This is a genomic window from Pseudomonas sp. MF6747 (assembly GCF_963890955.1).
GTDB lineage: Bacteria > Pseudomonadota > Gammaproteobacteria > Pseudomonadales > Pseudomonadaceae > Aquipseudomonas.
The window spans coordinates 38,824-60,104 of record NZ_CAWPSZ010000051.1 but is presented as its reverse complement, the minus strand read 5'-3'; the positions used below and the strand labels follow the sequence as shown (position 1 = coordinate 60,104).

General features: G+C 57.5%; 18 protein-coding genes and 2 tRNA genes. 19 read left to right on the top strand and 1 reads right to left on the bottom strand.

Translation table 11 applies throughout. From position 1 onward, the window contains the following. Positions 1 to 130 precede the first annotated feature (130 nt). From carA to AACW30_RS27330, 4 genes are all read left to right on the top strand, one after another. A complete protein-coding gene (gene carA, locus AACW30_RS27345) occupies positions 131 to 1,267 on the top strand; it encodes a glutamine-hydrolyzing carbamoyl-phosphate synthase small subunit (RefSeq protein ID WP_124418491.1) in 1,137 nt (378 codons plus the stop codon). Between the two features lie 105 nt (positions 1,268 to 1,372). Further along, positions 1,373 to 4,594 carry a carbamoyl-phosphate synthase large subunit gene (gene carB / locus AACW30_RS27340; RefSeq protein ID WP_106579260.1) on the top strand — a complete coding sequence of 1,074 codons (3,222 nt, stop codon included), beginning with the start codon at positions 1,373 to 1,375 and terminating at the stop codon, positions 4,592 to 4,594. Beyond that, positions 4,591 to 5,067, top strand: a complete 477-nt coding sequence (gene greA, locus AACW30_RS27335; RefSeq protein WP_083356716.1) for a transcription elongation factor GreA — start codon at positions 4,591 to 4,593, stop codon at positions 5,065 to 5,067. Before carB ends, greA begins: the two co-directional genes overlap by 4 nt. A 28-nt stretch (positions 5,068 to 5,095) precedes the next feature. Beyond that, positions 5,096 to 5,500 carry an MFS transporter gene (locus AACW30_RS27330; protein ID WP_200623885.1) on the top strand — a complete coding sequence of 135 codons (405 nt, stop codon included), beginning with the start codon at positions 5,096 to 5,098 and terminating at the stop codon, positions 5,498 to 5,500. 8 nt (positions 5,501 to 5,508) lie between these two features. Here AACW30_RS27330 and AACW30_RS27325 read toward each other — a convergent pair whose 3' ends face one another. Then, positions 5,509 to 5,817: a YhbY family RNA-binding protein gene (locus AACW30_RS27325; RefSeq protein WP_106579258.1), complete on the bottom strand. Its 309-nt coding sequence runs from the start codon at positions 5,815 to 5,817 to the stop codon at positions 5,509 to 5,511. A gap of 106 nt (positions 5,818 to 5,923) precedes the next feature. Here AACW30_RS27325 and rlmE point away from each other — a divergent pair, with 106 nt between their 5' ends. The 15 genes from rlmE (at position 5,924) to pnp (ending at position 21,232) form a co-directional block, all read left to right on the top strand. Further along, entirely contained in the window at positions 5,924 to 6,574 is a 651-nt protein-coding gene (rlmE, locus tag AACW30_RS27320) for a 23S rRNA (uridine(2552)-2'-O)-methyltransferase RlmE (RefSeq protein ID WP_034117848.1), read from the top strand. A gap of 200 nt (positions 6,575 to 6,774) precedes the next feature. Beyond that, positions 6,775 to 8,685, top strand: a complete 1,911-nt coding sequence (gene ftsH / locus AACW30_RS27315) for an ATP-dependent zinc metalloprotease FtsH (protein WP_106579257.1) — start codon at positions 6,775 to 6,777, stop codon at positions 8,683 to 8,685. 8 nt (positions 8,686 to 8,693) lie between these two features. Then, positions 8,694 to 9,545 (top strand): dihydropteroate synthase, encoded by an 852-nt coding sequence (gene folP / locus AACW30_RS27310; protein WP_200623884.1) that lies wholly within the window; start codon positions 8,694 to 8,696, stop codon positions 9,543 to 9,545. Between the two features lie 16 nt (positions 9,546 to 9,561). Then, entirely contained in the window at positions 9,562 to 10,899 is a 1,338-nt protein-coding gene (gene glmM / locus AACW30_RS27305; RefSeq protein ID WP_106579255.1) for a phosphoglucosamine mutase, read from the top strand. Between the two features lie 66 nt (positions 10,900 to 10,965). Beyond that, positions 10,966 to 11,721 carry a triose-phosphate isomerase gene (gene tpiA / locus AACW30_RS27300; RefSeq protein WP_003194193.1) on the top strand — a complete coding sequence of 252 codons (756 nt, stop codon included), beginning with the start codon at positions 10,966 to 10,968 and terminating at the stop codon, positions 11,719 to 11,721. A gap of 4 nt (positions 11,722 to 11,725) precedes the next feature. Further along, positions 11,726 to 12,109 (top strand): preprotein translocase subunit SecG, encoded by a 384-nt coding sequence (secG, locus tag AACW30_RS27295; RefSeq protein WP_010206600.1) that lies wholly within the window; start codon positions 11,726 to 11,728, stop codon positions 12,107 to 12,109. Positions 12,110 to 12,131: 22 nt separating this feature from the next. After that, positions 12,132 to 12,217 (top strand) — tRNA-Leu (locus AACW30_RS27290). Between the two features lie 96 nt (positions 12,218 to 12,313). After that, positions 12,314 to 12,390, top strand: a tRNA-Met gene (locus AACW30_RS27285). 140 nt (positions 12,391 to 12,530) lie between these two features. After that, positions 12,531 to 12,989 carry a ribosome maturation factor RimP gene (rimP, locus tag AACW30_RS27280; protein WP_003235029.1) on the top strand — a complete coding sequence of 153 codons (459 nt, stop codon included), beginning with the start codon at positions 12,531 to 12,533 and terminating at the stop codon, positions 12,987 to 12,989. Positions 12,990 to 13,036: 47 nt separating this feature from the next. Next, positions 13,037 to 14,518 carry a transcription termination factor NusA gene (gene nusA, locus AACW30_RS27275; RefSeq protein WP_008057419.1) on the top strand — a complete coding sequence of 494 codons (1,482 nt, stop codon included), beginning with the start codon at positions 13,037 to 13,039 and terminating at the stop codon, positions 14,516 to 14,518. A 27-nt stretch (positions 14,519 to 14,545) separates the two neighbouring features. After that, positions 14,546 to 17,071, top strand: coding sequence for a translation initiation factor IF-2 (gene infB / locus AACW30_RS27270; RefSeq protein ID WP_106579254.1), 2,526 nt, complete (start codon positions 14,546 to 14,548; stop codon positions 17,069 to 17,071). 159 nt (positions 17,072 to 17,230) lie between these two features. After that, on the top strand, positions 17,231 to 17,626 hold the full coding sequence (gene rbfA / locus AACW30_RS27265; RefSeq protein ID WP_016973761.1) for a 30S ribosome-binding factor RbfA: 396 nt from the start codon (positions 17,231 to 17,233) through the stop codon (positions 17,624 to 17,626). Between the two features lie 3 nt (positions 17,627 to 17,629). Further along, positions 17,630 to 18,547, top strand: coding sequence for a tRNA pseudouridine(55) synthase TruB (gene truB / locus AACW30_RS27260; protein ID WP_106579253.1), 918 nt, complete (start codon positions 17,630 to 17,632; stop codon positions 18,545 to 18,547). 115 nt (positions 18,548 to 18,662) lie between these two features. Next, positions 18,663 to 18,932 carry a 30S ribosomal protein S15 gene (gene rpsO / locus AACW30_RS27255; RefSeq protein ID WP_003176135.1) on the top strand — a complete coding sequence of 90 codons (270 nt, stop codon included), beginning with the start codon at positions 18,663 to 18,665 and terminating at the stop codon, positions 18,930 to 18,932. 194 nt (positions 18,933 to 19,126) lie between these two features. Beyond that, positions 19,127 to 21,232 (top strand): polyribonucleotide nucleotidyltransferase, encoded by a 2,106-nt coding sequence (pnp, locus tag AACW30_RS27250; protein WP_119741048.1) that lies wholly within the window; start codon positions 19,127 to 19,129, stop codon positions 21,230 to 21,232. The last annotated feature ends 49 nt before the right edge of the window (positions 21,233 to 21,281 follow it).

Here is a 21,281-nt window from a genome sequence, read left to right as displayed (position 1 = left end):
ACAGCTTTAGTGTGTCCACTAAAAGCGCGCAGAATAATTCAGTGAAGAAGCGGGGTGACGTGTCCATACGTCACTCCGCTTTTTTACAACCTGCGATCGCCCTTTCAGGCTTTATTTACGGGAGGTCTTCTTGACTAAGCCAGCCATACTCGCCCTTGCTGATGGCAGCATTTTTCGCGGCGAAGCCATTGGAGCCGACGGTCAGACCGTTGGAGAGGTAGTGTTTAACACTGCCATGACCGGCTATCAGGAAATCCTTACCGATCCTTCCTACGCCCAACAGATCGTTACCCTGACCTATCCGCACATCGGCAACACCGGTACTACACCGGAAGACGTCGAGTCTGATCGTGTGTGGTCGGCTGGCCTGGTCATTCGTGACCTGCCACTGGTTGCGAGCAACTGGCGTAACACGATGTCGCTGTCCGATTACCTGAAAGCCAACAATGTGGTGGCAATCGCCGGTATCGACACGCGCCGCCTGACACGCATCCTGCGTGAAAAAGGCTCGCAGAATGGCTGCATCATGGCGGGTGACAATATTTCCGAAGAAGCGGCGATCGCCGCAGCGCAAGGCTTCCCCGGTCTGAAAGGCATGGACCTGGCGAAAGTTGTCAGCACCAAAGAGCAGTACGAGTGGCGCTCCACTGTCTGGGATTTGAAGACCGACAGCCACGAGACCATCGCTGCAGCTGACCTGCAATACCATGTGGTCGCCTACGACTACGGGATCAAGTACAACATCCTGCGCATGCTGGTAGAGCGCGGTTGCCGCGTGACCGTAGTGCCGGCGCAAACCCCGGCCAGCGACGTGCTGGCCCTGCAGCCGGACGGTGTGTTCCTGTCCAACGGCCCGGGTGATCCCGAGCCTTGCGACTACGCCATCAAGGCGATCAAGGAAGTGCTGGAAACCGAGATTCCGGTATTCGGTATCTGCCTCGGTCACCAACTGCTGGCCCTGGCCTCCGGCGCCAAGACTCTGAAAATGGGTCACGGCCACCACGGCGCCAACCACCCTGTGCAGGACCTGGACACTGGCGTTGTGATGATCACCAGTCAGAACCACGGTTTTGCGGTGGATGAAGCGACTTTGCCGGCTAACGTGCGCGCGATTCACAAGTCGCTGTTCGACGGTTCCCTTCAAGGCATCGAGCGCACTGACAAGAGCGCGTTCAGCTTCCAGGGCCACCCTGAAGCAAGCCCGGGCCCGAACGACGTAGCGCCGCTGTTCGACCGTTTCATCAATGAGATGGCCAAGCGACGCTGACTGAGCGGCTTGCGGGCGGCCCCGAATCTCGGTGGCCCCCGCAGGCTCTTCAAAGAGTGTTCAAGACGGCTTGCCGACTGACCTGCGGATTTGAGTGACAAACCCATGCCAAAACGTACAGACATAAAAAGCATCCTGATTCTCGGCGCTGGCCCGATCGTGATCGGCCAGGCCTGCGAATTCGACTACTCCGGCGCCCAGGCCTGCAAAGCCCTGCGCGAAGAGGGTTACCGCGTCATCCTGGTGAACTCCAACCCGGCCACCATCATGACCGACCCGGATATGGCCGACGCCACCTACATCGAGCCGATCAAATGGCAGACCGTTGCCAAGATCATCGAGAAAGAGCGTCCGGACGCGCTGCTGCCAACCATGGGCGGCCAGACCGCACTGAACTGCGCCCTGGACCTGGAGCGCGAAGGCGTCCTGGAAAAATTCGGCGTAGAGATGATCGGCGCCAATGCCGACACCATCGACAAGGCTGAAGACCGCTCGCGTTTCGACAAGGCCATGAAGTCCATCGGCCTGGATTGCCCGCGTTCCGGTATCGCCCACAGCATGGAAGAGGCCAATGCGGTCCTCGAGAAGCTCGGCTTCCCGTGCATCATCCGTCCGTCCTTCACCATGGGCGGCACGGGTGGCGGTATTGCCTACAACCGTGAAGAGTTCGAAGAAATCTGCGCCCGTGGTCTGGACCTGTCGCCGACCAAAGAGCTGCTGATCGACGAATCCCTGATCGGCTGGAAAGAGTACGAGATGGAGGTTGTCCGCGACAAAAAGGACAACTGCATCATCGTCTGCTCGATCGAAAACTTCGACCCGATGGGCGTGCACACCGGCGACTCGATCACCGTTGCTCCTGCGCAGACCCTGACGGACAAGGAATACCAGATCATGCGTAACGCCTCGTTGGCGGTACTGCGTGAGATCGGCGTGGAAACCGGCGGTTCCAACGTTCAGTTCGGCATCTGCCCGGACACCGGCCGTATGGTCGTGATCGAGATGAACCCGCGTGTATCGCGTTCTTCGGCGCTGGCATCGAAAGCCACCGGCTTCCCGATTGCGCGCATCGCTGCCAAGCTGGCGATCGGTTACACCCTGGACGAATTGCAAAACGAAATCACTGGCGGCGCTACGCCGGCATCTTTCGAGCCGTCCATCGACTACGTCGTGACCAAGCTGCCACGGTTTGCCTTCGAGAAATTCGCCAAGGCTGACGCTCGCCTGACCACCCAGATGAAATCCGTCGGTGAAGTCATGGCCATCGGCCGGACCTTCCAGGAGTCCCTGCAGAAAGCCCTGCGTGGCCTGGAAGTGGGTGTTTGCGGTCTGGACGAGAAGCTCGACCTGAGCAACCCGGAAAGCATGAGCGTGCTCAAGCGCGAGCTGACCGTGCCGGGTGCCGAGCGCATCTGGTACGTGGCCGATGCTTTCCGCGCCGGCATGACTGTCGAACAAATCTTCGGCATGAACATGATCGACCCGTGGTTCCTGGTGCAGATCGAAGATCTGATCAAGGAAGAAGAGAAGGTCAAGACCCTTGGTCTGTCCTCCATCGACCGCGACCTGATGTTCCGCCTCAAGCGCAAAGGTTTCTCCGATCAGCGTCTGGCCAAGCTGCTGGGTGTGACCGAGAAGAACCTGCGTACGCATCGCCACAAGCTGGATATCTTCCCGGTCTACAAGCGCGTTGACACCTGCGCGGCCGAGTTCGCCACCGACACTGCTTACCTGTACTCCACCTACGAGGAAGAGTGTGAAGCCGCGCCGTCGGGCCGCGACAAGATCATTATTCTGGGCGGCGGTCCAAACCGTATCGGCCAGGGCATCGAGTTCGACTACTGCTGCGTACACGCCGCTCTCGCCCTGCGCGAAGACGGGTACGAGACCATCATGGTCAACTGCAACCCGGAAACCGTTTCCACTGACTACGACACTTCCGACCGTCTGTACTTCGAGCCGGTAACTCTGGAAGACGTGCTGGAAATCTGCCGGGTCGAGAAGCCAAAAGGCGTGATCGTCCAGTACGGTGGCCAAACTCCGCTGAAACTGGCTCGCGCTCTGGAAGCAGCCGGCGTGCCGATCATCGGCACCAGCCCTGACGCCATCGACCGTGCCGAAGACCGTGAGCGCTTCCAGCAGATGGTTGAGCGCTTGAACCTGCGTCAGCCGCCAAACGCCACCGTGCGCAGCGAAGACGAAGCCATCCGCGCAGCCAGCAAGATCGGTTACCCGCTGGTGGTGCGTCCGTCCTACGTGCTGGGCGGCCGTGCGATGGAAATCGTCTACGAAGAAGAAGAACTCAAGCGTTACCTGCGTGATGCAGTGAAAGTGTCCAACGACAGCCCAGTGCTGTTGGATCACTTCCTCAACTGCGCCATCGAGATGGATGTGGATGCTGTCTGCGACGGCACCGACGTAGTGATTGGCGCGATCATGCAGCATATCGAACAGGCGGGCGTTCACTCCGGTGACTCCGCATGCTCGCTGCCGCCATACTCGCTGCCGGCGCACATCCAGGACGAGATGCGCGAGCAGGTCAAGAAGATGGCTCTGGAACTGGGCGTGGTCGGCCTGATGAACGTACAGTTGGCGCTGCAAGGCGAAGACATCTACGTGATCGAAGTCAACCCGCGTGCTTCGCGTACCGTGCCATTTGTTTCCAAGTGCATCGGTGTTTCCCTGGCGATGATTGCTGCCCGTGTGATGGCCGGTAAGACCTTGAAGGAAATCGGCTTCACCAAGGAAATCATTCCTAACTTCTACAGCGTGAAAGAGGCGGTGTTCCCCTTCGCCAAATTCCCTGGTGTGGACCCGATCCTGGGCCCAGAGATGAAGTCCACCGGTGAAGTGATGGGTGTGGGCGACACCTTCGGTGAAGCGTTCGCCAAAGCCCAGATGGGTGCAAGCGAAGTGCTGCCGACCGGCGGTACCGCGTTCATCAGTGTGCGTGATGATGACAAACCGCTGGTTGCAGGCGTGGCCCGTGATCTGATCAACTTGGGCTTTGAAGTCGTGGCCACCGCCGGGACCGCCAAGCTGATCGAAGCTGCCGGCCTGAAAGTGCGTCGCGTGAACAAGGTGACGGAAGGCCGTCCGCACGTGGTCGACATGATCAAGAATGACGAAGTCACCCTGATCATCAACACCACCGAAGGTCGCCAGTCGATCGCGGACTCCTACTCCATTCGTCGTAATGCCTTGCAGCACAAGATTTACTGCACCACTACCATTGCTGCTGGCGAAGCCATCTGCGAAGCGCTCAAGTTCGGTCCGGAAAAGACCGTGCGTCGCTTGCAGGATCTACACGCAGGATTGAAGGCATGACCAAATACCCAATGACTGTCCAGGGCGCCAAGGCCCTGGAAGAGGAACACGCCCATCTGACCAAGGTCGTCCGTCCGAAGCTGAGCCAGGACATCGGTACGGCTCGCGAGCTGGGTGACTTGAAGGAAAACGCTGAATATCATGCTGCTCGCGAGCAGCAGGGTATGGTCGAAGCGCGGATCCGTGACATCGAAGGCCGTATGCAGAACGCTGTGATCATCGACGTCACGACCATCCCGCATACTGGCAAAGTGATTTTCGGTACCACCGTGGAAATCGCCAACGTCGAAACGGATGAGCGCGTTGTTTATCACATCGTCGGCGAGGACGAAGCTGACTTCAAACTCGGCAAAATCTCGGTTGGTTCGCCTCTTGCCCGCGCCTTGATTGCCAAGGAAGAGGGTGATGTGGTGGCGGTGAAAACACCTGGTGGCGTGATCGAGTACGAGATTGTTGAAGTTCGTCACATCTGAAAGACGGCGCCCGCTTCGTGCGGGCGCCATGCTTTGGCAGCTTGCCCAGATGCTTTGGGTGGGCGGCGTGTGGTTGTTACACATTGGTTTACTGCCGACGCTGGGCCTGATTGGCCTGGCGCCGTTGTTGATCGATGAAATCGACGGATTGCTCAGCGCGCTGCTGGTAGGTTTTGCGGCGGCGTGCGTGACGCTCCAGGTGCTGGTGCTGATCAAGGCCGAAGGCTTGGGGAGTTTGTGGCGGGATATTCGCGGCCAACTGCTGTTGATGGCGCTGTACGCATGCGCAATGTTTTGCGTGGTGCATACGTGGCTGCCGGAAGCGTTGCGCTGGCAGCTATTCAGCTATCTTGTGCTAGGGTTCTCCGGCTTGATGCTGGTGTTGCAACCGGCGCCAGGATGGAGTGGCGGGGCGCGCGAAGCACGCCCGTGACCCTTTTATTACTTGAAGCGGTGTACGTTCGACAGTTGCTTGTTGACGCTGAAGTTCTTGCGATACAGCAGCGCCATCTTGCCAATGACCTGAACCAGATCCGCTTTGCCGACCTTGCACAGTTCTGCAACGGCGGCCAAACGCGCTTCGCGGTCAAGGATGTTGACCTTGATCTTGATCAGTTCGTGATCGCCCAATGCGCGTTCAAGTTCGGCTAACACACCTTCAGTCAAACCGTTGTCTGCCACAATCAGAACTGGTTTCAGATGGTGGCCAATGGATTTGTACTGTTTCTTCTGCTCTTGAGTGAGCGGCATAATCTGACCCCTGCGTCTGATCTTGTAAAAAGCGGCGGCCAGTTTACCCGAGCGAGTCCGGGACCGCCCAGTTAATCACGACCCGTTTTATTTTTCGAGGTGGCCCGTGGCCCGTTCCAAAACTAGCCTTAAGTGGCTGCAAGAGCATTTCAACGATCCTTACGTCAAAAAGGCGCAAAAGGACGGGTACCGTTCGCGGGCCAGCTACAAGCTCCTTGAGATCCAGGACAAGGACAAATTGATTCGCCCCGGCATGAGCGTTATTGATCTTGGCGCGGCCCCTGGTGGTTGGTCCCAGGTGACCAGTCGTCTGATTGGTGGGCAGGGCCGTTTGATTGCTTCCGACATCCTGGAAATGGACAGCATCCCGGATGTGACCTTTGTTCACGGTGACTTCACCCAGGACGCCGTGCTCGCAGAGATCCTCGAGGCGGTGGGAAATTCGCAGGTAGACCTTGTGATTTCCGACATGGCCCCCAATATGAGTGGATTACCGGCCGTCGATATGCCGCGCGCAATGTTCCTGTGTGAACTGGCGCTGGATTTGGCGGGTCGGGTGTTGCGTCCGGGTGGGGATTTTCTGGTGAAAGTCTTCCAGGGCGAAGGTTTTGACGAGTACCACAAGAACATTCGCAAGTTGTTCGACAAGGTGCAAACGCGCAAGCCAGACTCTTCTCGGGACAGGTCTCGAGAGCAATACCTGTTGTGCCGCGGCTTCCGCGGTGTTGAAGGTGCGGCGAGTGAAGAGCGTTTTTGAGGAATTCGAGGAAGGCGATAGGTTTTTTTATATCGCTTTCGTCACGAAGCTTTACGAATATTGTGTAGTCAAAGTTTCACAAAGGGTTACAGACGGCGCCTGCCAGAGTTGTAGGTAATGTAGTAAGTTAGGCCGGTGAATATCATGCGAAGCGCGCGCCAGTAGCGGAGCTTGCTTCAGAGGGTAGTTAATTGAACGATATGGCAAAGAATCTGATCCTGTGGTTGATCATCGCGGCAGTCCTGGTGACGGTGATGAACAACTTCTCCAGCCCTAACGAGCCGCAGACCCTCAACTATTCCGACTTCATCCAGCAAGTTAAGGATGGCAAGGTCGAGCGCGTAGCGGTTGATGGCTATGTGATCACCGGCAAGCGCAACGATGGCGACAGCTTCAAGACCATTCGTCCCGCTATTCAGGACAACGGTCTGATTGGCGATTTGGTGGATAACCACGTGGTCGTCGAAGGCAAGCAGCCTGAGCAGCAGAGCATCTGGACTCAACTCCTGGTGGCCAGCTTCCCGATCCTGGTAATTATTGCTGTGTTCATGTTCTTCATGCGCCAGATGCAAGGCGGTGCGGGAGGCAAGGGCGGGCCGATGAGCTTCGGCAAGAGCAAGGCGCGCCTGCTCTCCGAGGATCAGGTGAAGACCACCCTGGCTGACGTTGCGGGTTGCGACGAAGCCAAGGAAGAAGTTGGTGAGTTGGTCGAGTTCCTGCGCGATCCGGGCAAGTTTCAACGCCTGGGTGGCCGTATTCCACGCGGCGTGTTGATGGTTGGTCCTCCGGGTACCGGTAAAACCTTGCTCGCCAAGGCGATTGCCGGCGAAGCCAAAGTGCCGTTCTTCACCATTTCCGGTTCTGACTTCGTCGAAATGTTTGTTGGTGTGGGTGCCAGCCGTGTTCGCGATATGTTCGAACAGGCCAAGAAGCACGCACCGTGCATCATCTTCATCGATGAAATCGACGCTGTTGGTCGCCATCGTGGTGCTGGCATGGGCGGCGGTCACGATGAGCGTGAGCAGACCCTCAACCAGTTGCTGGTGGAGATGGACGGCTTCGAAATGAATGACGGCATCATCGTCATTGCTGCGACTAACCGCCCTGACGTATTGGACCCTGCGCTGCTGCGTCCAGGTCGTTTTGACCGTCAGGTGGTGGTTGGCCTGCCGGATATCCGCGGTCGCGAACAGATTCTGAAAGTGCACATGCGCAAAGTACCGATGGGCGACGATGTGGCGCCTGCCGTGATTGCTCGTGGCACACCAGGTTTCTCCGGTGCAGACCTTGCCAACCTGGTGAACGAGGCTTCGTTGTTCGCTGCCCGTACCGGTAAGCGCATCGTTGAAATGAAAGAGTTCGAGCTGGCAAAAGACAAGATCATGATGGGCGCCGAGCGCAAATCCATGGTCATGTCTGAAAAAGAGAAGCAGAACACCGCTTATCACGAAGCCGGTCACGCCATTGTGGGTCGTGTTGTGCCTGAGCATGACCCGGTTTACAAAGTGTCGATCATCCCTCGTGGTCGCGCGCTGGGTGTCACCATGTTCCTGCCGGAAGAGGATCGTTACAGTCTCTCCAAGCGAGCGCTGATCAGTCAGATCTGCTCGCTGTACGGTGGCCGAATTGCTGAAGAAATGACCTTGGGCTTTGACGGTGTGACCACCGGTGCCTCCAACGACATCATGCGCGCCAGCCAGATTGCGCGAAACATGGTGACCAAGTGGGGCTTGTCGGAGAAACTTGGTCCATTGATGTATGCCGAAGAAGATGGCGAAGTGTTCCTGGGGCGTGGCGGCGGCGGTCAAAGCGCCAGCTTCTCCGGTGAGACGGCCAAGCTGATCGACTCCGAGGTGCGCAGCATCATTGACCAGTGCTACGGCACTGCCAAGCAGATCCTGACTGACAACCGCGACAAGCTGGATGCAATGGCTGATGCGCTGATGAAGTACGAGACCATTGACGCCGACCAGATCGACGACATTATGGCCGGTCGTACGCCTCGTGAGCCTCGCGACTGGGAAGGCGGTTCAGGCACCTCTGGCACCCCGCCAGTGGTTCAGAACGAACGCCCTGAAACCCCGATCGGTGGCCCTGCGGCTGACCACTAAGGTTTGAAATGACTTCTGCGTCGTCCTCCACCCGGTTGCCTTGCGGCAACCGGGTTCTTGATTTGGCCCATACACACGTCATGGGCATTCTTAATGTAACTCCTGATTCCTTTTCCGACGGCGGCCGTTTCAGTCAGCAGGACGCCGCGTTGCGTCACGCCGAGGCTATGGTGCTGGCGGGGGCAACGTTGATTGATGTTGGTGGCGAATCGACCCGCCCCGGAGCGCGTGTTGTTTCTCCCTTGGAGGAGCTGGAGCGCGTTGCACCGATAGTTGAGCGTATCGCCCGCGAGCTTGATGTGATCATCTCGGTTGATACATCCACGCCAGCAGTAATGCGTGAGACGGCGCGCCTGGGTGCGGGCCTGATCAACGATGTGCGCTCCCTACAGCGAGACGGAGCCCTGGATGCCGCGGCGGCAACCGGCCTGCCGGTGTGCCTGATGCATATGCTGGGAGAGCCCGGCAACATGCAGGACAGCCCGCATTACGACGACCTGGTGAGTGAAGTGAGTGGGTTTCTTGCTGAAAGGATCGCTCAGTGCGCCAAGGTGGGAATCGCTGCCGATAAGATCATCCTTGATCCCGGATTTGGCTTCGCCAAGACGCTTCAGCACAATTTGAGCCTCTTTAAACGTATGGAAGCCCTGCACGCCCTTGGTCGGCCTTTGTTGGTCGGTGTTTCGCGCAAGAGCATGATAGGGCTGGCCTTGAACCGCCCGGTAGGCGAGCGGCTGTACGGCGGTCTGGCGCTTGCTGCGCTTGCCATGACCAAAGGCGCGCGAATTTTGCGCGTGCATGATGTCGCCGAGACAGTCGATGTGGTGCGTATGATTGCCGCTGTAGAATCAGCCGAATAAGAATGACGGAGCACTTATGACTAAAAAATATTTTGGCACCGACGGTATTCGCGGTCGGGTCGGTGAATTCCCGATTACTCCTGACTTCATGCTCAAGCTGGGCTGGGCGGCAGGCATGGCGTTCCGCAGCATGGGCGCTTGCCGGATTCTGGTGGGCAAGGACACCCGTATTTCGGGTTATATGTTCGAATCCGCGCTGGAGGCGGGTTTATCCGCCGCCGGTGCTGATGTGATGCTGTTGGGGCCAATGCCGACGCCTGCGATCGCTTACCTGACGCGTACCTTTCACGCTGAAGCCGGTATCGTGATCAGTGCGTCGCACAATCCCCATGATGACAATGGCATCAAATTCTTCTCGGGCCAGGGCACCAAGTTGCCGGACGAGATCGAGTTGATGATTGAAGAGCTACTGGATGCACCGATGACGGTGGTTGAGTCCAGCAAGTTGGGCAAGGTGTCGCGTATCAACGACGCATCGGGCCGTTATATCGAATTTTGCAAAAGCAGCGTGCCGAGCAGTACCAATTTTGCCGGGCTGAAGATCGTTATCGACTGTGCCCACGGTGCAACCTATAAGGTGGCTCCAAGTGTATTCAAAGAGCTGGGTGCGGACGTGACGGTGCTGTCGGCGCAACCGAACGGCTTGAACATCAATGATAATTGCGGCTCTACCCACATGGGGCAGCTGCAGGCGGCCGTTCTGGCTGAGCATGCCGACCTGGGCATCGCCTTTGATGGCGATGGTGACCGTGTGTTGATGGTGGATCACACCGGTACCGTGGTTGATGGTGATGACCTGCTGTTTATCATTGCTCGCGACCTGCATGAGCGTAACAAGCTGCAAGGTGGTGTCGTCGGCACATTGATGAGTAATCTTGGGCTTGAGCTCGCTCTGGCTGAGCTGGGTATTCCGTTCGTACGCGCCAACGTCGGTGACCGGTATGTGATCGCCGAGCTGCTGGAGCGTAATTGGCAGGTGGGGGGTGAAAACTCCGGGCATGTTGTCTGCTTCCAGCACACCACTACGGGCGATGCCATCATTGCTGCTCTGCAAGTGTTGTTGTCGTTGCGTCGCCGTGAAGAGAGTCTCGCTCAGGCGCGACAGGCGCTGCGTAAGTGTCCGCAGGTTCTGCTCAATGTGCGTTTTGCCGGTGGCGAAAACCCGATTGAGCACCCAGCTGTCAAAGACGCGTGCGAGCGCGTGACCCTGGCAATGGCGGGGCGTGGACGGGTGCTGTTGCGCAAGTCCGGCACAGAGCCTCTGGTGCGCGTCATGGTCGAAGGCGAAGACGAAACACAGGTTCGTGGCCATGCCGAAGACCTGGCAAAACTGGTAACTGAAATTTGCGCCTGAATTCGGCTTGCCAGTGATGATGTGGTTGGGTAACATCTGCGCCCACTTTGACCGACGAGGTACAGCATGCGTCGCACTATGGTAGCTGGTAACTGGAAGATGCACGGTACCCGCGCCAGTGTCGCTGAGCTGATCAATGGCCTTCGTCACTTGGCCTTGCCTAGCGGTGTTGATGTTGCGGTTTTCCCGCCTTGCTTGCATATCAACCAGGTTGTTGATGGCTTGAAAGGTAAGTCGATTCAGGTCGGCGCGCAGAACTCTGCGGTGGAGCCCATGCAAGGTGCGTTGACCGGCGAGATTTCGCCGAGTCAGCTGGTAGATGCGGGTTGTTCCTATGTGCTTGTCGGGCACTCCGAGCGCCGTCAGATGATGGGCGAGCGTGATGGGACGCTCAATCGCAAGTTCGCAGCGGCACAGGCTTGTGGCTTGATTCCAGTGTTGTGTATAGGGGAGACCCTGGAGCAGCGTGAATCGGGCAAGACTCTTGAAGTTGTCTCGCGTCAGTTGGGCAGCATCATCGAGGAGCTGGGTGTTGGTGCGTTTGCAAAGGCAGTCATTGCTTACGAGCCGGTCTGGGCCATTGGCACCGGGCTGACTGCTACACCGCAACAGGCGCAGGATGTGCACGCAGCCATCCGCGCTCAGTTGGCGGCAGAGAATTCTGAAGTCGCGCAAGGTGTGCGGCTTCTATACGGCGGCAGCGTGAAGGCGGCCAATGCGGTCGAACTGTTCGGCATGCCGGATATCGATGGGGGGCTCATTGGTGGAGCTTCCCTGAATGCAGATGAGTTCGGTGCGATCTGTCGCGCCGCGGGAAACTGAAAAAATGCTGGAAACAGTCGTAGTCGTTTTTCATCTGTTGGCTGCCCTGGGCGTAGTTGCCCTGGTTTTGTTGCAACAGGGTAAAGGTGCGGATGCTGGTGCGTCTTTCGGTGCAGGTGCTTCAAATACTGTGTTCGGAAGCCAAGGTTCCTCTACCTTTCTTAGTAAGTTTACTGCTATACTTGCCGCCGGTTTCTTCATAACCAGCTTGGGGTTAGGTTACTTTGCTAAAGAGAAAGCTCATGTGCTGACTCAAGTAGGTCTCCCAAATCCAGCAGTGTTGGAAGTACCAAAAGCAAAACCGGCTTCTGATGATGTCCCGGTGCTTCAAGAGCAAAAGTCGGCTACTCCAGCGACTGACGTACCTCCAGCTCAAGAGCAGAAGTAAGAAGGGTTGTAAACGCTGTATTGCCGAGGTGGTGGAATTGGTAGACACGCAACCTTGAGGTGGTTGTGCCCATAGGGTGTAGGGGTTCGAGTCCCCTTCTCGGTACCAATTATCAGGAGAGCCCGCTGTTGCGGGCTTTCTTGTAGGTGGAAGGTTACATTGACCCTGTAAGGGATCGGTCGTATACTTCCGCCCCAGCTTTGTCGCGGGGTGGAGCAGTCTGGTAGCTCGTCGGGCTCATAACCCGAAGGTCGTCGGTTCAAATCCGGCCCCCGCAACCAGTTTTAGCGGAGCCCCTTTTAAGGGGCTTTTTGTTAGCTGGACACTTTCAACGCCGCTGTTCGACGGCGTTTCAAGGATGGGCGTTTCGCCCATTTTTTTATTTTGCACAGCATGCACATACATGCACGAGGGGGTTCAGGTGTCGAGCAAGCTAGAAGAGTTGCAGGCCTTGCTGGCCCCGGTGGTCGTGGCCCTAGGCTATGAATGCTGGGGTATTGAGTTTTCGGCTCAAGGTCGCCACTCAATGTTGCGCGTTTATATCGATAAAGAGGGCGGCGTGCTGGTGGACGATTGTGCCATTGTCAGCCGTCAGATCAGCGGTGTCCTGGATGTTGAAGATCCGATTTCCGTTGAATACACCCTCGAAGTTTCCTCGCCTGGCATGGAACGCCCACTGTTCACTATTGATCAGTTTGCAAAATTTGCCGGTGAACAAGTGAAGATCAAGCTGCGTTCTCCCTTTGAAGGGCGACGCAACTTTCAGGGCCTTCTGCGCGGTGTAGAAGAACAGGATGTCGTGGTGCAGGTAGAAGACCATGAATTCCTGTTGCCGATCGATATGATCGACAAGGCCAACATTATTCCCAGTTTTGACTGAGACGCGGATCCCGCGGATCCAATGGCTTGCGAAAGGCGAGGCGTACGATGAGCAAAGAAGTACTGCTGGTTGTTGAGTCGGTATCCAATGAAAAGGGCGTACCGGCAAACGTGATTTTTGAAGCGCTGGAGCTGGCCCTGGCCACTGCTACCAAAAAGCGTTTTGAAGACGAAGTTGATCTGCGTGTGGAAATCAACCGCCACACCGGTGCCTATGAGACTTTCCGTCGCTGGACGGTCGTCGAAGAAGCCGATCTTGATGATCCGGCCATCGAAACCTGGCCGAGCAAGGTTGCTGAAACGCATCCTGGCGCCAAGGTCGGTGATGTCGTCGAAGAAAAGATCGAGTCGATCGAATTCGGCCGTATTGCTGCACAGACCGCCAAGCAGGTCATCGTGCAGAAGGTTCGCGAAGCTGAGCGCGCTCAAGTCGTTGACGCTTATCGCGAGCGCCTGGGTGAAATCATCTCCGGTACCGTGAAAAAAGTAACCCGCGACAACGTGATCGTTGACCTGGGCAACAACGCTGAAGCGTTGCTGGCCCGCGAAGACATCATCTCTCGCGAAACCTTCCGTGTCGGCGTGCGTCTGCGTGCGCTGCTCAAGGAAATCCGCACCGAGAACCGCGGCCCTCAGTTGATCCTGTCGCGTACCGCGCCGGAAATGCTGATCGAGCTGTTCCGTATCGAAGTGCCGGAAATTGCCGAAGGCCTGATCGAAGTAATGGCTGCGTCCCGCGACCCGGGTTCGCGCGCCAAGATCGCGGTCCGCTCCAAGGACAAACGCATCGACCCGCAGGGCGCTTGCATTGGTATGCGCGGTTCGCGCGTCCAGGCAGTGTCGGGCGAGTTGGGCGGTGAGCGTGTAGACATCGTCCTGTGGGACGATAACCCGGCGCAGTTCGTAATTAACGCCATGTCGCCGGCTGAAGTGGCGGCAATTATCGTTGACGAAGATGCCCATGCAATGGACATCGCCGTTGGCGCAGATAATCTGGCTCAGGCCATTGGTCGTGGTGGTCAGAACGTGCGTCTGGCCAGCCAACTGACCGGCTGGACCCTGAACGTGATGACCGAATCGGACATCCAGGCTAAGCAGCAAGCTGAAACCGGTGACATCCTGCGCAACTTCATCGACGAGCTGGAAGTCGACGAAGACCTGGCGCAGGTGCTGGTAGATGAAGGCTTCACCAGCCTGGAAGAGATTGCCTACGTACCGTTGGAAGAAATGCTCAACATCGACGGCTTTGACGAAGACACCGTCAACGAGCTTCGCGCTCGGGCCAAGGATCGTTTGTTGACTAAAGCCATCGCTACTGAGGAAAAGCTGGCAGACGCCCATCCGGCCGAAGACCTGCTCTCGCTTGAGGGTATGGACAAGGATTTGGCGATGGAACTGGCGGTGCGCGGCGTAATTACCCGCGAAGACCTGGCCGAGCAGTCTATTGACGATCTGCTCGACATCGACGGCATTGACGATGATCGTGCCGGCAAGTTGATCATGGCCGCCCGAGCCCATTGGTTCGAGTAACTAGGCGCGGCCTGAGGAGAGAAGTGCATGACGCAAGTCACGGTGAAACAACTGGCCGATGAGGTCAAAACACCGGTAGAGCGCCTGTTGCAGCAGATGCGTGAGGCAGGTCTGCCGCACACCGCCGCCGATGAAGGTGTGAGCGACAGTGAGAAGCAGTCTTTGCTGACTCACTTGAAGAGCAGCCACAAGGCGAAAGTGGAAGAACCGCGCAAGATTACATTGCAGCGCAAAACCACCAGCACCCTGCGTGTTGCTGGTAGCAAGAGCATCAGCGTTGAAGTACGCAAGAAGAAAGTCTTCGTACAGCGCAGCCCGGAAGAAATCGAAGCCGAGCGCAAACGCGAACTGGATGAACGTCGCGCAGTAGAAAATGCTGCTCGTCAGAAGGCTGAAGAAGAAGCCAAGCGTCGCGCCGAAGAAGAAGCGCGCCGCCAGCCTGCTGCTGCGCAACCTGCTGGTACTGACGCGGTCGCCGCTCCTGTAGCGCCTGTTGAAGCTGTGCGTGAGGCTGCTCCTGTTGCCGCTGCACCTGCTCCTGCAGCAGACGCTCGCAAGCGCGACGAGCCTCGTCGTCCGGACAAGCCACGTGCCGACGATAACAATCGTCGCGGTGGTGGTGGCGATGGCGAGCGTAAAAACGCTCCACATCGTGCCTCGGTCAAAGAGAAAGCGCCTGCTCCACGCGTTGCCCCACGTACTACCGACGAAGAAAGCGATGGCTTCCGTCGTGGTGGTCGCGGCAAGGCCAAGCTGAAAAAGCGCAATGCCCACGGTTTCCAGAGCCCAACCGGCCCTGTCGTGCGTGATGTGCAGATCGGCGAGACCATCACGGTTGGCGATCTCGCCAATCAGATGTCGGTCAAGGCTGCTGAAATCATCAAGTTCATGTTCAAACTGGGTACTCCAGCGACCATCAACCAGGTACTGGACCAGGAAACTGCCCAACTGGTTGCTGAAGAGCTGGGCCACAAAGTGACCCTGGTCAGCGACACCGCCCTGGAAGATTCCCTGGCCGAGTCGCTGAAGTTTGAAGGTGAGTCGTTCTCCCGTGCGCCAGTTGTGACCGTAATGGGCCACGTTGACCACGGTAAGACCTCGCTGCTCGACTACATCCGTCGTGCCAAGGTAGCTGCTGGCGAAGCCGGCGGTATCACCCAGCACATCGGTGCATACCACGTTGAAACCGAACGCGGCATGGTCACTTTCCTCGACACCCCTGGTCACGCCGCGTTTACCGCAATGCGTGCCCGTGGTGCCAAGGCGACTGACATCGTGATTCTGGTGGTTGCAGCGGACGACGGCGTGATGCCGCAGACCATTGAAGCTGTCCAGCACGCCAAGGCCGCTGGTGTTCCACTGGTTGTTGCCGTGAACAAAATCGACAAGCCGGGCGCCGATCTCGATCGCATCCGTAGCGAGCTGTCGGTTCACGGCGTGACGTCCGAAGAGTGGGGCGGTGATACGCCGTTCGTTTCGGTCTCGGCAAAAGTCGGTACCGGTGTAGACGAGCTGCTCGAAGCGGTCCTGCTGCAAGCTGAAGTACTCGAACTGAAAGCAACGCCATCGGCCCCGGGTCGCGGTGTTGTGGTTGAATCGCGTCTCGACAAAGGTCGTGGCCCGGTTGCAACCGTTCTGGTTCAAGACGGTACGCTGCGCCAAGGCGACATGGTGCTGGTCGGTTCGAACTACGGCCGTGTACGTGCCATGCTCGACGAGAACGGCAAGCCAATCAAGGAAGCCGGTCCTTCCATCCCTGTCGAGATTCTCGGCCTGGACGGTACCCCGGACGCTGGCGACGAGATGAGCGTAGTAGCCGACGAGAAGAAAGCCCGTGAAGTGGCTCTGTTCCGTCAAGGCAAGTTCCGCGAAGTCAAACTGGCCCGTGCTCACGCCGGCAAGCTGGAAAACATCTTCGAAAACATGGGCCAGGCAGAGAAGAAGACGCTTAACATCGTCCTCAAATCTGACGTCCGTGGTTCCCTCGAAGCGTTGAACGGCGCCTTGAACGGCCTGGGTAACGACGAAGTGCAAGTGCGCGTTGTCGGTGGCGGTGTCGGTGGTATCACCGAGTCCGACGCCAACCTGGCACTGGCTTCCAACGCTGTACTGTTCGGCTTCAACGTGCGTGCAGATGCTGGCGCTCGCAAGATCGTCGAGCAGGAAGGCCTGGACATGCGTTACTACAACGTCATCTACGACATCATCGAAGACGTCAAGAAAGCCCTTACCGGTATGCTTGGCAGCGACGTTCGGGAGAATATCCTGGGTGTTGCCGAGGTGCGTGACGTGTTCCGCTCGCCGAAATTCGGCGCGATCGCCGGTTGCATGGTTATCGAAGGTGTTGTGCACCGTAACCGTCCAATCCGTGTACTGCGTGAAGACATCGTTATCTTCGAAGGCGAGCTGGAATCCCTGCGCCGCTTCAAGGATGACGCTTCCGAAGTGCGTGCCGGCATGGAATGCGGTATCGGCGTCAAGAGCTACAACGACGTCAAAGCTGGCGACAAGATCGAAGTCTACGAGAAGGTTCAGGTTGCTCGCAGCCTCTAACTCGCGCACTTCCGGAGCCACGCGGCGCGTGGGCATGCAGATGCCCCGCGCAGCGTACGGACTCTAAACGCAACGCCCGGTCTGGCTTTTGTCAGGCCGGGCGTTTGCCGCTTTCAGACCCCACGGGTTTCACCGTGTGGCAGTAACAGGTAACAAGACATGGCAAAAGAATACAGCCGTACCCAGCGTATCGGCGATCAGATGCAGCGCGAGCTGGCCCAACTGATCCGTCGCGAAGTCAAAGACCCACGCGTTGGCCTGGTCACCATCACCGCCGTTGAAGTGAGCCGCGACGTAGGTCACGCGAAGATCTTCATCACCGTGATGGGCCAGGACAGCAGCGAAGAAATCGCGCAAAGCATCAAGGTGCTCAACTCGGCTGCAGGTTTCCTGCGCATGCAGTTGGCCCGCGAAATGAAGCTGCGCAGCGTGCCTCAGTTGCACTTCCACTACGACGAAAGCGTCGTGCGTGGTGCGCACCTGTCGGCGCTGATCGAGCGCGCCGTGGCTGAAGACAGCCAGCACCCGTCCACACCTGAAGACGCCAAGGAGTAAGCGGTGGCTCAGGTCAAACGTATCCGTCGCAACGTCAGCGGCATCATTCTGCTCGACAAGCCCATTGGCTTTACCTCCAATGCTGCCTTGCAGAAAGTGCGCTGGCTGCTCAATGCCGAGAAGGCCGGGCACACCGGCAGTCTCGACCCCCTGGCCACCGGCGTGCTGCCGTTGTGCTTTGGTGAAGCGACCAAGTTCTCGCAATACCTGCTCGATTCCGACAAGGGTTACGAAACCCTGATGCAACTGGGCAAGACCACCACCACGGCCGATGCCGAGGGTGATGTTCTGCAGGTTCGTGACGTGACCGTTGGTCGTGCTGATATTGAAGCTGCTTTACCCGGTTTTCGTGGGCAAATCAGTCAGATACCGCCGATGTACTCGGCCCTCAAGCGTGATGGCCAGCCTCTGTACAAGCTGGCACGTGCGGGTGAAGTAGTGGAGCGCGAACCGCGTTCTGTTACTATTGCGCGCTTGGAATTGCTCGCCCATGAAGGCGACACTGCCCGCTTGGCCGTGGACTGCAGCAAAGGCACCTATATCCGTACCCTGGTGGAAGATATTGGTGAAAAGCTCGGTTGCGGCGCGTACGTTGCAGAATTGCGACGCACCCAGGCCGGTCCTTTCAGTCTGGCCCAGACGGTCACGCTGGAAGAGTTGGAAGCAGTACATGCCGAAGGCGGCAATGAAGCAGTTGATCGCTTCCTGATGCCATCGGACAGCGGTTTGCTGGATTGGCCATTGCTGCACTTCTCGGAGCACAGCGCGTTCTACTGGCTCAACGGCCAACCGGTACGTGCCCCGGATGCTCCGAAGTTCGGTATGGTGCGGGTACAGGATCATAACGGTCGCTTCATCGGTATCGGTGAAGTGAGCGAAGACGGGCGCATCGCGCCGCGTCGACTGATTCGGTCAGAATGACCGAACGAGTGTGGCTGTTAACAGGCACGGTCAACACTCATTTTTAGATACAGGGATTTGTCCCTGGCCTGTTGAGATCACCCTTTGGGTGGTTTCCTGAAAAAAGGATTGCCTCATGGCTCTCGACGTTCAAGAAAAAGCACAAATCGTAGCTGACTATCAGCAAGCTGTTGGTGACACTGGTTCGCCAGAAGTGCAAGTTGCACTGCTGACTCACAACATCAACAAGCTGCAAGGTCACTTCAAGGCCAACGGTAAAGATCACCACTCCCGTCGTGGTCTGATCCGCATGGTAAACCAGCGCCGTAAGCTGCTGGACTACCTGAAAGGCAAGGATCTGGGTCGTTATCAGGCTCTGATCGGTCGCCTGGGTCTGCGTCGCTAATCAGCGATTGCGCTAGAGGTTGGTTGTCTGCCGTGTGTCAGTGGGATTCCCGCTGGCCCATGGCAGGCTCCCAGCCTCAAGTTTTATCTGGATACACGTTTTACCCTGGACGAGCGTCGGGCCGATTCCCGGCATTGCCCAAGAATTTCGCAAGAAGACAAGTTCCCCAAGAGCCACAAAGAAGGTAGGACACCGTGAACCCGGTTATCAAAAAATTCCAGTTCGGTCAGTCGACCGTTACCCTCGAGACAGGCCGTATCGCCCGTCAAGCCTCCGGCGCAGTGCTGGTCACCGTTGACGACGACGTTACCGTATTGGTGACCGTTGTTGGCGCCAAGACCGCTGACCCAAGCAAAGGCTTCTTCCCTCTTTCTGTTCACTACCAGGAAAAGACTTACGCTGCCGGTAAGATCCCTGGCGGTTTCTTCAAGCGCGAAGGCCGTCCTTCCGAAAAAGAAACCCTGACTTCCCGACTGATCGACCGTCCGATCCGTCCGCTGTTCCCAGAAGGCTTCATGAACGAAGTGCAGGTTGTCTGCACCGTCGTTTCCACCAGCAAGAAGACCGATCCGGACATCGCTGCGATGATCGGTACTTCGGCTGCCCTGGCCATCTCCGGTATTCCTTTTGATGGTCCGATCGGCGCAGCTCGCGTTGCTTTCCATGAAAGCACTGGCTACCTGCTGAACCCGACTTACGAACAACAGAAAGCGTCGAGCCTGGACATGGTCGTTGCCGGTACGTCGGAAGCCGTGTTGATGGTTGAATCGGAAGCCAAAGAGCTGACCGAAGACCAGATGCTGGGCGCGGTACTGTTTGCTCACGACGAGTTCCAGGTTGTGATCAACGCTGTTAAAGAACTGGCCGCCGAAGCTGCCAAGCCGACTTGGACCTGGGCTCCACAAGCCGAAGCGACTGAACTGCTGGGTGCTATCCGCTCCGAGTTCGGCGCTGCGATCTCCGACGCCTACACCATCACCGTCAAGGCCGACCGCTACGCTCGCCTGGGCGAGCTGAAGGAACAGGTTGTGGCCAAACTGTCCGGCGAAGAAGGCCAGCCTTCTTCCAGCGACGTCAAAGCTGCCTTCGGTGAAATCGAATACCGCACCGTTCGCGAAAACATCGTTAACGGCAAGCCGCGTATCGATGGTCGCGACACGCGCACCGTACGTCCGCTGAACATCGAAGTCGGCGTTCTGCCGAAGACCCATGGTTCGGCCTTGTTCACCCGTGGTGAAACTCAGGCTCTGGTAGTTGCAACGCTGGGTACTGCCCGTGACGCACAGCTGCTGGACACCCTGGAAGGCGAGAAAAAAGACCCGTTCATGCTGCACTACAACTTCCCTCCGTTCTCGGTAGGTGAGTGTGGTCGCATGGGTGGTGCTGGTCGTCGCGAAATCGGTCACGGCCGTCTGGCCCGTCGTTCGATTGCAGCCATGCTGCCTGCTGCCGACGTGTTCCCGTACACCATCCGTGTGGTGTCGGAAATCACCGAGTCCAACGGTTCCAGCTCCATGGCTTCGGTCTGCGGTGCTTCCCTGGCGCTGATGGACGCTGGTGTGCCGATGAAGGCACCGGTTGCCGGTATCGCCATGGGCCTGGTTAAAGAAGGCGAGAAGTTCGCCATCCTGACCGACATCCTGGGCGACGAAGACCACCTGGGCGACATGGACTTCAAAGTAGCCGGTACCGCTAAAGGTGTTACCGCGCTGCAGATGGACATCAAGATCAAGGGCATCACCGAAGAGATCATGGAAATCGCTCTGGGCCAAGCCCTGGAAGCGCGCCTGAACATCCTCGGCCAGATGAACCAGATCATTGGTCAGTCGCGCACTGAGCTGTCGGAAAATGCTCCGACCATGATCGCGATGAAAATCGACACCGACAAAATCCGTGATGTTATCGGTAAAGGCGGCGCGACCATTCGTGCGATCTGTGAAGAGACCAAGGCTTCGATCGACATCGAAGACGACGGCTCGATCAAGATCTTCGGCGAAACCAAAGAAGCTGCAGAAGCTGCACGTCAGCGCGTTCTGGGTATCACCGCAGAAGCCGAGATCGGCAAGATCTACGTCGGTAAAGTTGAACGCATCGTCGACTTCGGCGCATTCGTCAACATCCTGCCGGGCAAAGACGGTCTGGTTCACATCTCCATGCTGAGCGACGCTCGTGTTGAGAAAGTGACCGACATTCTCAAAGAAGGTCAGGAAGTGGAAGTGCTGGTACTGGACGTGGACAACCGCGGCCGTATCAAGCTGTCCATCAAGGACGTAGCAGCAGCCAAGGCTTCGGGCGTTTAATTACCCAGGTCTCACGCTGAAAAAAGGACTCTTCGGAGTCCTTTTTTTA